11 protein-coding genes are annotated in these 13,520 nt (G+C 46.3%); 8 read left to right on the forward strand and 3 right to left on the reverse strand.

Annotated features, from left to right (window positions below; translation table 11 throughout):
• Nucleotides 1-88: 88 nt before the first annotated feature.
• Nucleotides 89-865, forward strand: a complete 777-nt coding sequence (yaaA, locus tag DYB02_RS03660; protein WP_025505368.1) for a peroxide stress protein YaaA — start codon at nucleotides 89-91, stop codon at nucleotides 863-865.
• Nucleotides 866-970: 105 nt separating this feature from the next.
• Here yaaA and srmB read toward each other — a convergent pair whose 3' ends face one another.
• Together srmB and DYB02_RS03670 are read right to left on the reverse strand one after the other, a co-directional pair.
• Nucleotides 971-2,194 carry an ATP-dependent RNA helicase SrmB gene (srmB, locus tag DYB02_RS03665; protein ID WP_005479730.1) on the reverse strand — a complete coding sequence of 408 codons (1,224 nt, stop codon included), beginning with the start codon at nucleotides 2,192-2,194 and terminating at the stop codon, nucleotides 971-973.
• A 107-nt stretch (nucleotides 2,195-2,301) separates the two neighbouring features.
• On the reverse strand, nucleotides 2,302-3,021 hold the full coding sequence (locus DYB02_RS03670) for a tRNA1(Val) (adenine(37)-N6)-methyltransferase (protein ID WP_029805748.1): 720 nt from the start codon (nucleotides 3,019-3,021) through the stop codon (nucleotides 2,302-2,304).
• Between the two features lie 331 nt (nucleotides 3,022-3,352).
• Between DYB02_RS03670 and brnQ the strand changes: the two genes are divergently transcribed.
• Complete coding sequence (gene brnQ / locus DYB02_RS03675) at nucleotides 3,353-4,666, forward strand: branched-chain amino acid transport system II carrier protein (protein WP_005459396.1); 1,314 nt, start codon at nucleotides 3,353-3,355, stop codon at nucleotides 4,664-4,666.
• Between the two features lie 90 nt (nucleotides 4,667-4,756).
• Here brnQ and fldB read toward each other — a convergent pair whose 3' ends face one another.
• A complete protein-coding gene (gene fldB / locus DYB02_RS03680; RefSeq protein ID WP_005479739.1) occupies nucleotides 4,757-5,275 on the reverse strand; it encodes a flavodoxin FldB in 519 nt (172 codons plus the stop codon).
• A gap of 167 nt (nucleotides 5,276-5,442) precedes the next feature.
• On the opposite strand from fldB, the gene xerD reads away from it, so the two are divergent.
• From xerD to vpsR, 6 genes are all read left to right on the forward strand, one after another.
• Nucleotides 5,443-6,360 (forward strand): site-specific tyrosine recombinase XerD, encoded by a 918-nt coding sequence (gene xerD, locus DYB02_RS03685; protein WP_029805707.1) that lies wholly within the window; start codon nucleotides 5,443-5,445, stop codon nucleotides 6,358-6,360.
• Nucleotides 6,361-6,419: 59 nt separating this feature from the next.
• Nucleotides 6,420-7,208, forward strand: coding sequence for a bifunctional protein-disulfide isomerase/oxidoreductase DsbC (gene dsbC / locus DYB02_RS03690; RefSeq protein ID WP_005497149.1), 789 nt, complete (start codon nucleotides 6,420-6,422; stop codon nucleotides 7,206-7,208).
• A gap of 45 nt (nucleotides 7,209-7,253) precedes the next feature.
• Entirely contained in the window at nucleotides 7,254-8,993 is a 1,740-nt protein-coding gene (gene recJ / locus DYB02_RS03695; protein WP_025534797.1) for a single-stranded-DNA-specific exonuclease RecJ, read from the forward strand.
• Between the two features lie 173 nt (nucleotides 8,994-9,166).
• A protein-coding gene (prfB, locus tag DYB02_RS03700) for a peptide chain release factor 2 (protein ID WP_097371395.1) occupies nucleotides 9,167-10,265 on the forward strand; the annotation gives its coding sequence in 2 pieces (ribosomal slippage) (nucleotides 9,167-9,241 and nucleotides 9,243-10,265; 1,098 coding nt in all).
• A gap of 34 nt (nucleotides 10,266-10,299) precedes the next feature.
• The gene (lysS, locus tag DYB02_RS03705) at nucleotides 10,300-11,817 is read left to right on the forward strand and encodes a lysine--tRNA ligase (RefSeq protein WP_005459407.1); all 1,518 of its coding nucleotides are present in this window, start codon (nucleotides 10,300-10,302) and stop codon (nucleotides 11,815-11,817) included.
• A 249-nt stretch (nucleotides 11,818-12,066) separates the two neighbouring features.
• Entirely contained in the window at nucleotides 12,067-13,401 is a 1,335-nt protein-coding gene (gene vpsR / locus DYB02_RS03710) for a cyclic-di-GMP-binding transcriptional regulator VpsR (RefSeq protein WP_005487664.1), read from the forward strand.
• Nucleotides 13,402-13,520 lie beyond the last annotated feature (119 nt).

Below are 13,520 nucleotides of genomic sequence, written 5' to 3' on the forward strand. Positions count from 1 at the left end.
AGCTATTAAGACGATTCGTAAAGCCATGCAGACAATGCATGGCTTTTTTTGTACCCTAATAAAAAACAAAATTAGGGAAGTGAAAGTCATGCTTATCGTAGTTTCTCCAGCGAAGACCCTCGATTACGAGTCTCCGCTCGCGACAGAAAAATTTACTCAACCAGAGTTAATTGAATATTCAAAAGAATTGATCGACGTTTGCCGCAAACTGACGCCTGCTGATGTTGCCTCTTTAATGAAAGTGAGTGACAAAATAGCCGATCTGAACGTCGGGCGATTCCAAGAGTGGAGCGAAACGTTCACAACGGAAAACTCGCGTCAGGCCATTTTTGCGTTTAAAGGTGATGTGTACACGGGCTTGGAAGCTGAAACACTATCAGATGCGGACTTCGAATACGCGCAAAAACACTTACGCATGCTATCTGGTCTGTACGGTCTGCTCAAACCGCTCGACTTAATGCAACCATACCGTCTGGAGATGGGGACAAAACTGGCGAACGAGAAAGGTAGCAACCTGTACCAGTTCTGGGGCAATGTGATTACCGACAAGCTCAATGAAGCGATTGCTGAGCAAGGCGACAATGTTTTGATCAATCTTGCGTCGAATGAGTATTTTAAAGCGGTGAAGCCAAAGAACTTGGATGCACAAGTGATTACGCCAATTTTCAAAGACTGTAAGAATGGCCAATACAAGGTGATCAGTTTTTATGCGAAGAAAGCGCGTGGCATGATGGCGCGTTACATCATCGAAAATCGCATTGAGAGCGTGGCGGATTTAACGAAGTTTGATACCGCTGGCTACTACTTTGTTGAGGAAGAGTCGACACCAACAGACTTGGTATTTAAACGTGAAGAGCAAAACTGATTGAAGCGCAATACGCGTTATTAATTGAAAGCTACACAAACGAAAAAGGGTTGGCACTGCCAACCCTTTGTTATTTCTATTTGGGCTTTGTAAGCCTCAACAAGATTACTTCTTCTTAGCGGTTTTCTTTTTCGCTGTTTTCTTCTTGTCTTCTTTTTTCTTTTTCTTCTTAAACACAGGTTTCTTGTGCTTAGGGCGCATCTCTTTAATGAAACGCTCTTTGATGTCTTCTTTCACGTAACGTGCTACGCGATCCATCATTGGCTGGTCGTGCGCTTCTACGATTGAGATTGCGTTACCTTTCTTACCTGCACGAGCTGTACGGCCGATACGGTGAAGGTATACGTCAGCCGTGCGCGGCATGTCGTAGTTGATAACGTGAGAAACATCAGGAAGGTCGATACCACGCGCCGCAACGTCAGTTGCTAGTAGCACGTTCACAGTGCCGTCACGGAAACGTGCAATGGCATTATTACGACGATCTTGAGGCATTTCACCTTGAATCCACGAACACGGGATTTGTGCGCTCTCAAGTTGTGCACGTAGCTCTGCCAAGCGTTCACGAGTTTTTAAGAACACGATAGTGCGCTCAGCTTGCTCTGTGATGATATGTTTCAGCAGAGCCAGTTTGTGTTCTGCGCTATCAGCACGGTGATACCATTGAGCAATCTTCTTACGCTCACGCAGTGGCGATTTTGCGTCGATCTCTGCTGGCTCGTTCAGTAGGTCAGCTGTGAAGCCTTCTACGCCTTTACCTTCCAATGTTGCTGAGAACAGAAGGGTTTGCTTACGCCAGCGACATTCATTCGACAGGCGGTCAACCGTTGGAGCAAAGCCCATGTCCAGCATGCGGTCTGCTTCATCGAGAACCAGCCATTCGATAGCACGACAATCAAAACGTTCTGCATCAATGTACTCACGTAGACGGCCTGGTGTTGCAACTACGATGTCTTGCGTAGTTGCTAGGATGTCTGCGTGTTCTTGGTATTGAACGCCGCCTGTGATCGTGAAGATGTTCAGCTTAGTGTTCTTTGCCAAAGCACGAGCTTGGTCGGCAACCTGCATAGCTAGTTCGCGAGTTGGCGTAAGGATCAAAATACGCGCTGGCCCAGGTTTACGACGAGGGAAATCTTGCAAGTATTGCAATGCTGGCAGAACGAAGGCTGCCGTTTTACCAGTACCCGTTGGCGCTGACGCTAGAATGTCACGACCATCCAACGCTTGTGGAATCGCTTCTGCCTGAATTTTAGTTGGGCGTTCGTAGCCCATCTCTTCAATGGCTTCAAGTAGGTTTTGGTCTAGATCAAGTTCAGCAAAGGTTCTGATCACAATGAGTTCTCCACAAGCAAAGCTTGGTTAATGGTTCGCCAAAGCAGCATAGAATATAAAAAGGTCGCACATTATAAAGTGATTGGTGATAAGGATCACATGTTATTTCACATCTTAAGATAAAACTCGTGGGTTAAGCGGACAAAATCATCGCTGTAACCGTCTGATGAGTGAATGATCAAATGTGACTCTTGAGTATCGCAAGGTTGCTTTGCCAGTTCAAACAGCAAACGGTGCACGGGTTTCTTTTCCGATGGTTGCACGCGGCACAGTCGAGATAGAGCCCAACCCTGGGTTAATGCTAGTTCAATAAATAGCTCCCCTTCGGTGATTGGCAGCGCAAAGCTGGCTTTTCCTTCTGTATCTAGCAACTGATAACAACACTTAAGCAACGCATCATGGCGTAGGGAGTCGGTATGCCTTGCGGTTGCTCGCTGGCTTTGTTTAGCTTGCTCACCAGTGTTGAAATAGGGTGGGTTGCAAACAATGCGTTGAAAGCGTTGCGGCGGCGAAAAACTCAAAACATCGGTATGCTGAACTGAGAGTCGGTCGTGCCACGGCGAGTGCGAAAAATTGTGGCTTGCGGCTTCAACCGCTGTGGTTTCGATGTCAACGGCGGTAATTTTTGCGTCAGGAAAGCGTTGAGCACACATCAAAGCGAGTAACCCTGTTCCTGTCCCGATATCCAAGATATGGGCAGGGCTCGGACTTTCCATCCACGCGCCAAGCATCACGCCGTCGGTACTCACCGGCATGCCACTTTCGCCTCCTTCGATACAAAACTGCTTAAACTTGAAGCCTTTAGTTTGAAATTTTCCGCTCTTCATGATTGTTTTTTATCTGCTCAATATTTAAGTGAAATTCTCTATTGTTTCTTATTTGTATAGATTGTTGTTTTGTTGGTTATTAAATTGTATGGTTAATTGATCGAGATAAAGAACTGTACGGTTCTTTTGATCTAGTTAGATACACTGCTTTTAAGTTTAAAAACTAAATTAATATGGTGTTTTTTTCTTAAAGGTTGCCAAATGATGAGTCTTTCGTCATTATGCGGCGAAAATTTTATAGATTGAACCACAGATACTCATTAACTTTTGGGTATACAAAAAAGTGGTCGATGCATACACAACATTCATTAAATAAAGAAAAGGGTTATCTGTGAAGCAGACGTTAAAACTAACAGATATTGTCGCAGTAGGCTTTATGCTATTTGCGTTCTTTTTAGGTGCAGGCAACATCATCTTTCCACCTCTAGCGGGTCAGCTCGCGGGTGAAAACCTATTGCCAGCGATGTTCGGTTTCTTGCTAACAGCGGTAGGTCTACCTCTTATTACTATCGTTGCTATTGCTGTAGCAGGTGGATCATGGGATCACTTGACTCAAGATCTTCCGAAAAAAGCAGCAGTATTGATGGCAGCACTTATCTTCATCATTATTGGTCCTGCGTTTGCAGCGCCTCGTACAGGTCTAGTAGCTTACGAGATGGCCGTGAAGCCATTCTTTGTTGAAGCTTCTCAAGCGCACCTTACCGCGTTCTCTGTGATCTTTTTTGCGGTTGCAATGTTGTTCTCTTGGTTCCAAGGCCGTCTTATCGACTTGATCGGTAAAGTGCTGACTCCAGCGCTGTTTGTCGGTTTGATCATTCTTGCTGTTGCAGTATTCCTAGATCCTCAAGGCGATATGATTGGTGCACGCGGTGAGTACCTAACTCAGCCACTAACCAAAGGCTTCCTTGAAGGCTACAACACCATGGATACTTTCGCATCGCTGATGTTTGGTATGTTGATGGTGGATGCACTGCGCGGCAAAGGTATTACGGAGCGTTCTGCGACGACTAAGTACCTGATTTTTGCAGGTTGTATCGCTGCGGCTGGTCTAGCATTTGTTTACATTTCGCTATTCTACCTAGGCGCTACCAGTGCAACAGTTGCTGCGGGCGCAGACAACGGTGGTCTGATTCTAAGCCAGTACGTTCAAGCATTGTTTGGCCCTTACGGTCAAATCGTTCTTTCTGTGATTGTATTGTTAGCGTGTCTGACAACGGCTATCGGTCTGATTTCAGCATGTTCTGATTTCTTCAGCTCGAAGACATCACTGTCATACAAGCAGTGGGTTCTAATCAACGGTGCCGTATGTGCGCTAGTTGCTAACGTTGGTCTAGCGCAATTGATTTCGCTCTCTGTACCTGTACTGTTTGCCCTTTACCCAGTGGCGATTGCTTTGGTTGCTCTTACCTTTGTTCGTAGCAAGCTGCCAAATCCTCGCTTTGCATACCGTGCGGTACTGCTAGTATCACTATTATTCGCACTTGTTGATGCAGCGAAAGTTGCTGGTTTGGATGTATCTGCGTTCAACGTACTACCGCTGTTTGAAGTGGGCATGGGTTGGGTTCTTCCTACTCTGGCAGCTATCATCTGCATGTTCTTCATCTCTAAATCTGTTCAACCAGAACTACGAGAAGAAGCGGCGTAAAGACGCTAGAAATTGAATAATGAAAAAGCCCGATGAAGTGATTCATCGGGCTTTTTTGTATCTGGTTCGCATCAACGTAAGCGTCGGTGCTTAAAGCGTATCGTGGAACTCCACAAGTACTTGTTCACACCACTTTTCAATTCGCTCGTCACTCAAATCGTATTGAGAGTCTTCATCTAGTGCTAGGCCAACAAATTGGCTGCCATCTTCCGTTAGCGCTTTAGAGGCTTCAAACTCATAGCCTTCGTTTGGCCAATAACCGATAAACTGGGCGCCGGTTGCTTTTAACTCGTCGTGCAGTAGGCCCATGGCATCAAGGTACCATTCACCGTAGCCTTCTTGGTCGCCAAGACCAAATAGTGCCACAACTTTGCCTTTCAACGGCGTAGACGCGATGTCTTGCCAAATAGCGCTCCAATCTTCTTGGATCTCACCAAAGTCCCAAGTCGAGATGCCTAGAAGCAATAAATCATACTCAGCCATCAGCGATAGCGGCGTCTCTTTCACATTGTGAATATCGACAAGGTCTGCACCAATAATGTTGCGAATTTTCTCTGCTGCCATCTCGGTGTAGCAGGTTGTTGAGCCGTAAAAGAGTCCGATTTTCATTATATTCGTCGTTTTTTGTGTTGCTGTTGCAGAGGATTTTAACCTTAAACTGCCTAGGAATGCAGCGAATATCGTGAGATTCCCCACCTGAGCCAATTTTTTATAGCATTCACACTGGCGCTGTCTTACTCTCACAGGGTATAGATGAACAATAAAAGGAAGCGTGAATGACGGCACAACAGCCTGTCAATCAACAAGATTTTGCGCTTGTTGAGCAATTCTTAGATGCAATGTGGATGGAGCGCGGTCTGTCAGAGAATACGCTGGCTTCGTACCGAAATGACTTAATGAAGCTTCTCACTTGGATGGAGCATCATCGTTACCGCCTCGATTTCATCAGTTTGTCTGGACTTCAAGAATACCAAACGTATCTGGTGGATTTGGATTACAAGCAGACGTCACGTGCTCGTATGCTGTCAGCCATTCGCCGTTTGTTTCAGTATCTTCACCGCGAAAAAGTGCGTGCCGATGACCCAAGTGCCTTGTTGGTCAGCCCGAAATTGCCACAACGCTTACCGAAAGACATCAGCGAAGAGCAAGTGGACGCACTTTTGGACGCGCCAGATCCGAATGATCCGGTAGAACTGCGCGATAAAGCCATGCTTGAGTTGTTGTACGCGACTGGGTTGCGTGTGACAGAACTCGTCAGCCTGACGATGGAAAACATCAGTTTACGTCAGGGCGTCGTGCGTGTGACGGGTAAAGGTGGCAAGGAACGTTTAGTGCCGATGGGGGAAAATGCGGTCGATTGGATTGAAACATTCATCCAGCAAGGTCGCCCTGCATTATTGGGAGAAACGTCTTCCGATGTGGTATTCCCAAGTAAACGAGCACGCCAAATGACTCGTCAGACGTTTTGGCATCGTATCAAATACTATGCTGTCATTGCTGGCATCGATACCGACCTGCTGTCGCCGCACGTTTTACGCCACGCGTTTGCAACGCATTTATTGAACTATGGCGCAGATCTCAGGGTCGTACAGATGCTGCTAGGGCATAGTGACTTATCGACCACGCAAATTTATACTCACGTGGCGACTGAACGATTGAAGCAGATCCACAGTCAACACCACCCAAGAGCATAATGATGGCTTGCTTCATCCTTCTTGATTGGATGAAAAGAATTTATTTAAAGGTGACTTTAATGAGCGTATTACGCCGACTAACTCTGCTGACTTTACCATTCTTTATTACCGCGTGTGGTGCGGAAGAAAGTCAGGCAAAAACCGAAACTCCTGCACAACAGGCTGCGCCAACTGCGCAACAACACTTTGATGAAGCGGCGCTAAAAGCGAAGTTCTCGAAACTAGGTCTGTCTATTATTGATATTCAACCTTCAGATGTGGCGGGCCTGCTAGAAATTCAAACCAACGGCGGCATATTGTTTGCGTCAAACAATGGCGATCACTTTATTGCAGGTACGCTATACGCGATTGATGACAACGGCGGTTACAAAGACGTACTTGCAGAACGCCAAGCGCCTTTGAATGCTGAGAAAATTGCTAAGTTTGCAGACAGCATGATCGAATACAAAGCGGACAACGAAAAGTACGTGGTGACGGTATTTACTGACATCACTTGTGGCTACTGTGTTCGTCTGCATAACCAAATGCAGGGCTACAATGATCTAGGTATTACTGTGCGTTACATGGCCTACCCTCGCCAAGGTGCGACAGGGCCTGTTGCTGAGCAAATGGCAACGATTTGGTGTGCAGAAGATCCAAAAGCGGCGATGCATAACGCGAAAGTGAGCCGCACTTTCGACAATCCAGCGAAAGATCTTGAACAATGTAAAGAGACCATCCAAGCGCACTACAACGTTGGTCGTCAGTTAGGTATTTCAGGTACACCTGCAATCTTCCTTCCAAACGGTGAGATGGTTGGTGGTTACTTACCGCCAGCTGAACTACTGAAACGTTTAGAGCAACTGTAATCCTTTAAGGAGCAGAGCCGACGCAATAGTCGGCTCTTTTCAAGCATGATAGAAATTCAACGACGTCCCGAACCGGATCTTTCCCTTCTCCCAGATTCCATTCCTCCGATCTTAAAACGCATTTACATCAATCGCGGTATTACTGACATCGCGCAGCTAGAAACCTCTGCTCGTGGATTGCATTCGTACCAAAAGCTTGGCGGCATTGAGCAGGCGGTTGAGTTATTGTTCCAAGCGATTCAAGAGCAAAAACGCATCATCGTGGTGGGTGATTTTGACGCAGATGGCGCAACGAGTTCTGCTCTTTCTGTATTGGCATTGCGTATGCTTGGCAGCAATAACGTCGATTACTTGGTGCCGAACCGCTTTGAAGATGGCTACGGTTTGAGCCCAGAGGTGGTCGATCAAGCATTGGAACTTGGCGCAGAAATGATCATGACGGTCGACAATGGCGTATCGTCGATTGAAGGTGTGCGCTACGCCAAAGAAAATGGCATTACCGTATTGGTGACAGACCACCATTTGCCAGGACAAGTTCTGCCAGAAGTGGATGCGATGGTGAACCCAAACCTCGACAGTTGTGCGTTTCCTTCTAAAGCGTTGGCTGGCGTTGGTGTGGCGTTCTATCTGATGATGGCGTTGTGTGTCCACATGCGCAAACACAACTGGTTTACTCAGCAAGGCATGCAAGAGCCGAAACTGATGGAGCTGATCGACCTTGTCGCACTGGGCACTGTCGCTGATGTTGTGCCGCTTGATGAGAACAACCGAATTCTGGTGCATCAAGGTTTGCAGCGTATTCGTGCGGGGAAAGCGCGCCCAGGTATTCAGGCTTTGATTGAAGTGGCGAAACGCGATGCGCGACGTTTGGTGGCATCGGACTTCGGTTTTGCATTGGGGCCGCGTATTAATGCCGCTGGCCGTTTAGACGACATGTCTTTTGGTGTTGAGCTACTGATGTGTAACAACATCCACGCCGCACGTCGCATGGCCAGTGAGCTTGATGGGCTCAATCAGACTCGTAAAGAGATTGAAGAAGGCATGAAGCAAGAAGCGATGGCGTTTTGTGAACGTTTGCAGTTTGGCGAAAACAGCGAGCTGCCATACGGCTTATCGCTGTTCCAACGCGATTGGCACCAAGGTGTGATTGGTATTCTCGCTTCGCGTATCAAAGAGAAATTCCATCGTCCAGTCATTGCCTTTGCTGACGGTGGTGAAGGGACGATCAAGGGTTCCTGTCGTTCGATTCCCGGATTACACATGCGTGATGCGTTGGACTTCATCGATACGCAAAATCCAGGTTTGATCATCAAGTTTGGCGGTCACGCGATGGCGGCAGGATTAACCATCAAAGAGCAAGATTTTGAGCGTTTCAGTCGTTTATTCGATGAAGTGGTGAAAAAAGAGCTCGACGAAGCGGCTCTAAAAGGCGTGATTCTTACTGATGGCGAGTTAAAACCGGAAGAGTTTTCTATGCACATTGCGGAGCAGTTGCGCGCTGGTGGGCCATTCGGACAAGCTTTTCCTGAGCCAATCTTTGATGGTGAGTTTAAGGTGTTGCACCAAAAATTGGTGGGAGAAAAACATCTTAAACTGATGTTGGAGCCTTTATACAAAGGGCATCCGACCAATGTGATGATTGATGGAATTGCATTTAACGTCGATTTACGCCGTTGGCCTGACGCATCGGTCAAAACTGTACGTTTGGCTTACAAGCTGGATGTGAATGAATTTCGTGGTAACCAATCATTGCAACTGATGATTGATCACATCGAAGCCAAGTAATACCTAAGCTTTTCTTAAATATAGAGTACGGTTGCCCTTAAGCGGGTGTAAAATTTTATGACCGTGCTCTCTCTAATCGTAATCTGATTTCTCAGCCGAAATTTTCCTGTATCTCCGTCACATTTTTCAGTAGAATTTCTCGGTTAAATTCTATTCTAAAATGTTGAGCAAACATGTTTGAAATCAATCCCATTAAAAACCGTCTTCAGGACGTGTCTGAGCGCACGAATGTCCTGAGGGGGTATCTTTGACTATGACGCGAAGAAAGAGCGTCTAGAAGAAGTCAACGCAGAACTTGAACAGCCAGATGTATGGAACGAGCCTGAACGTGCACAAGCACTAGGTAAAGAACGTGCATCACTTGAAGCCGTAGTTGAAACTATTGATCAACTAGAGCAAGGTGTAGAAGATGTTGATGGTCTTCTTGAACTGGCTGTTGAAGAACAAGACCAAGAAACGTTTGATGAAATCGAACCAGAACTTGCAGAGTTGGAAGAGAAGCTTGCGCAGCTAGAATTCCGCCGCATGTTCTCTGGTGACCACGATAGCTCTGATTGCTACATTGACTTGCAAGCAGGTTCAGGTGGTACTGAGGCGCAAGACTGGACCAACATGATGTTACGCATGTACTTACGCTGGGCAGAAGCGAAAGGCTTCAAGGCGGAAGTAATCGAAGTATCTGAAGGTGAGGTTGCGGGTCTTAAATCTGCAACGGTTCGTATCTCTGGTGATTACGCTTACGGTTGGCTACGTACAGAAACTGGTGTTCACCGTTTAGTACGTAAATCGCCATTCGATTCAGGCGGCCGTCGTCATACGTCTTTTGCGTCTGCGTTCATCTACCCAGAGATTGATGAAAACATTGCTATCGACATTAACCCTGCTGATCTACGTATCGACGTTTACCGTGCGTCAGGTGCGGGTGGCCAGCACGTCAACACCACTGAATCTGCGGTACGTATTACGCACGTACCAACGAATACTGTGGTGCAGTGTCAAAACGACCGTTCTCAACATAAGAACAAAGATCAGGCAATGAAACAGCTTCGAGCGAAGCTATTTGAGCTTGAATTGCAAAAGCAAAACGCGGAAAAACAAGCTAATGAAGACGCTAAGTCTGACATTGGCTGGGGTAGCCAGATCCGTTCTTACGTATTGGATGATTCACGCATTAAAGACCTCCGTACGGGCGTTGAAAACCGTAACACTCAAGCGGTTCTTGATGGCGATCTGGACAAATTTATTGAAGCTAGCCTGAAATCAGGCCTATAAAGCTTTTCACCGACAAAAACAGGATACATCGAAAATGACTGATGCTGTTCAAAACGAAACTGTACAAGAAGAAAACAAGCTGATTGCTGAGCGCCGCGCTAAACTGGACGAAATCCGAAAGAGCTGCAAAGCAAACGGCCACCCAAACGACTTCCGTCGTGACGCACTAGCGGGCGACCTTCAAAAAGAGTTCGGTGAAAAGACTAAGGAAGAGCTAGAAGAGCTTAACCACGTAGTAGCGATCGCTGGTCGTATTATGGCAAAACGTGGTCCATTCCTAGTAATTCAAGAAACATCTGGCCGTATCCAAGCTTACGCAGACAAAGAAGTTCAAAAAGAACTGAAAGAGAAATACCAAGGTCTTGATATCGGCGACATCATCGGTGTTAAAGGTGCGCTACACAAATCTGGTAAAGGCGACCTATACGTGAACATGGAAGAGTACGAGTTGCTAACAAAAGCACTTCGTCCACTTCCTGAGAAGTTCCACGGTCTAACTGACCAAGAAATGCGTTACCGTCAGCGTTACGTAGACCTAATCGTTAACGAAGATTCTCGTAATGCATTCGTTGTACGTTCTAAAGTTATGTCTGCAATTCGTAACTTCATGATCTCTAAACAGTTCATGGAAGTTGAAACGCCAATGATGCACGTGATCCCTGGTGGTGCAAGTGCTCGCCCATTCATCACGCATCACAACGCGCTAGACATGCCAATGTACCTGCGTATTGCGCCTGAGCTATACCTGAAGCGTCTAGTTGTTGGTGGCTTTGATCGCGTATTCGAAATCAACCGTAACTTCCGTAACGAAGGTCTTTCTCCACGTCACAACCCAGAATTCACAATGATGGAATTCTACATGGCGTACGCGGATTACAAAGATCTAATGGACTTCACTGAGGAACTACTAAGCTCTGTAGCACTAGAAGTTCTAGGTTCAACATCAATGCCTTACGGTGAAGATACTGTTGAGTTTGGCGGTAAGTACGCTCGCATGAGCATGTTTGAAGCAATCAAACACTACAACCCAGACCACGCTCAAATCCAAGCGCTAACGGAAGAAGATCTACAAAACCGCGAACTAATGGTTTCTATCGCGAAATCTGTTCACGTTGAAGTAGAACCTTTCTGGACTTGTGGTCAGCTTCTTGAAGAGATCTTCGGTGAAACTGCAGAACCTAAACTAATGCAGCCTACGTTCATCACTGGCTACCCAGCGGATATTTCTCCACTGGCACGTCGTAGCGATGACAACCCATTCTTCACAGACCGCTTTGAGTTCTTCATCGGTGGCCGTGAAGTAGCAAACGGCTTCTCAGAGCTTAACGATGCAGAAGACCAAGACGCGCGCTTTAAAGCACAGGTTGAAGCAAAAGAATCTGGTGATGACGAAGCGATGTTCTACGATGCAGACTACATCACTGCACTAGAGCACGGTCTACCACCAACAGCAGGTCAAGGTATCGGTATCGACCGCCTAGTTATGCTGCTAACTAACACGCACACTATCCGTGACGTGATCTTGTTCCCTGCAATGCGCCCACAAGCGTAATTCTTTGCTGAACAATGACAAAAAAACCACCTTCGGGTGGTTTTTTTGTATCTTTAATTTCCTAAAATTCAATAGGTTGCATTTTGATTTTGATGGCATATGCAAATAAGTATTCGCCAAATCTCAATCTATTGCATAGTCTTAATATTGAGACAGACTTCGAGCGTCGTAGTCTCGATAATGTTACCCGTTCGCAAAGATGGGTTTGTGGCGCGAAATTTCTATCAACAAAAGAATAAGGGTTAGAGAATGGCTGGGCAGTTTAAGATGGATTCCATCCCGGGATCGCTTGTGGTAGTTGGCGGTACTTATGAGCCTTGGTTATCAGTACTGGAACAAGTTGGCTGGAAGTGTCACCAAGTAGGCGACTTACGCAAAGCTAACACGTTATTGGAAGATATTGGGCCTTGTATCGGTATCGTTGACCTGAGCCATGACGAGTTTAGCTTGAATGGTCTGGCAAACTTAGTGAGTTCTCATAAGCACGTGCGTTGGCTGGCGTTTATTCGTGAGTCTCAGCTCGGCACAGACACCATCTGCCAGTTCATCGTTAACTTCTGTATCGACTTTTTTACTGCCCCAATCCCAGATGCCCAACTGTTGAGTACCATCGGCCACCAACTTGGTATGCTCAAGCTAGAGAAAAAAGTTTGGCCAAGCTTTGGCAATAGCCTCGATATGGGGCTGATTGGCGAATCTATCCCGATGAAGCGCCTACGCGATCAAGTTAAGCGAATTGGTCCTACGGACGTGAGTATTCTGATCTCTGGCGAGAGCGGTACTGGTAAAGAAGCGGTTGCTCGTGCAATTCACAAAGTATCTTCCCGTTCTCATAAGCCCTTTATGTCGATTAACTGCCGCGCTTTGAATGAGCAACGTTTCCAAGCGGAAGTCTTTGGTATTGCTGCGGATGCTGAGATGGGCCCAAGTCTGTTGGAACAAGCAGATGGCGGTACTGTGTTGTTTAATGACATTCTGACCATTTCGAAAGACCAGCAAATGAACCTGTTAAGGTTTTTGCAAGAGGGCACGATTGAAACGCGCGAAGGTGTGAAGAATGTGAATGTGCGTATTCTTGCTGCTAACTCGTCAGACGTAGAAAAAGCTTTGATTGATGGCGACTTCAACGAAGAGTTGTACCATTACATCAATGTACTTCGTATCAACGTACCAAGCTTGAAAGAGCGCGCGAGTGACATTGCACTACTAGCTCGCTTCTATCTGCAAGAGTTCTCTAAAGAGTACAACTCTCAAGCAAAAAGTTTCTCTGAGGACGCTTTGAAAGCTCTGACTCGTTACTTCTGGCCTGGTAATGTTCGCGAGTTGATGAACCAAGTTAAGCGTGCGGTGTTGATGTCTGACAGCGTGATGATTGAAGAACATCATCTCGATTTGCCGCAACGTAATGATTCAAAACGCAGTTTGAAATCAATTCGAGAAAAGAGTGAGCGTGATGCGTTATTGGTCGTGTTGGAATCGCACTCTGGTCAAGTTTCCAATGCGGCGAAAGAACTTGGTGTGTCGCGTGCAACCATGTATCGACTACTGAACAAGCACAACTTGATTTCCGATCAAGCGATATAAGTCAATGAGTGAATCGAATTGAAAGAGCGACCTTGCTGGTCGCTCTTTTTCGTTGTATACGTTCTGATTTATAAAACTCGAAGTTTTATATATTCCCTAGATGAATATGTTATATGAAA

Source organism: Vibrio parahaemolyticus (assembly GCF_900460535.1).
Lineage (GTDB): Bacteria > Pseudomonadota > Gammaproteobacteria > Enterobacterales > Vibrionaceae > Vibrio > Vibrio parahaemolyticus.

Coding starts and splice junctions, on each gene's coding strand:
- dsbC (WP_005497149.1), top strand. CDS start 6,420: ATGAGCGTATTACGCCGACTAACTCTGCTGACTTTACCATTCTTTATT.
- fldB (WP_005479739.1), bottom strand. CDS start 5,275: ATGAAAATCGGACTCTTTTACGGCTCAACAACCTGCTACACCGAGATG.
- vpsR (WP_005487664.1), top strand. CDS start 12,067: ATGGCTGGGCAGTTTAAGATGGATTCCATCCCGGGATCGCTTGTGGTA.
- recJ (WP_025534797.1), top strand. CDS start 7,254: ATGATAGAAATTCAACGACGTCCCGAACCGGATCTTTCCCTTCTCCCA.
- lysS (WP_005459407.1), top strand. CDS start 10,300: ATGACTGATGCTGTTCAAAACGAAACTGTACAAGAAGAAAACAAGCTG.
- xerD (WP_029805707.1), top strand. CDS start 5,443: ATGACGGCACAACAGCCTGTCAATCAACAAGATTTTGCGCTTGTTGAG.
- DYB02_RS03670 (WP_029805748.1), bottom strand. CDS start 3,021: ATGAAGAGCGGAAAATTTCAAACTAAAGGCTTCAAGTTTAAGCAGTTT.
- yaaA (WP_025505368.1), top strand. CDS start 89: ATGCTTATCGTAGTTTCTCCAGCGAAGACCCTCGATTACGAGTCTCCG.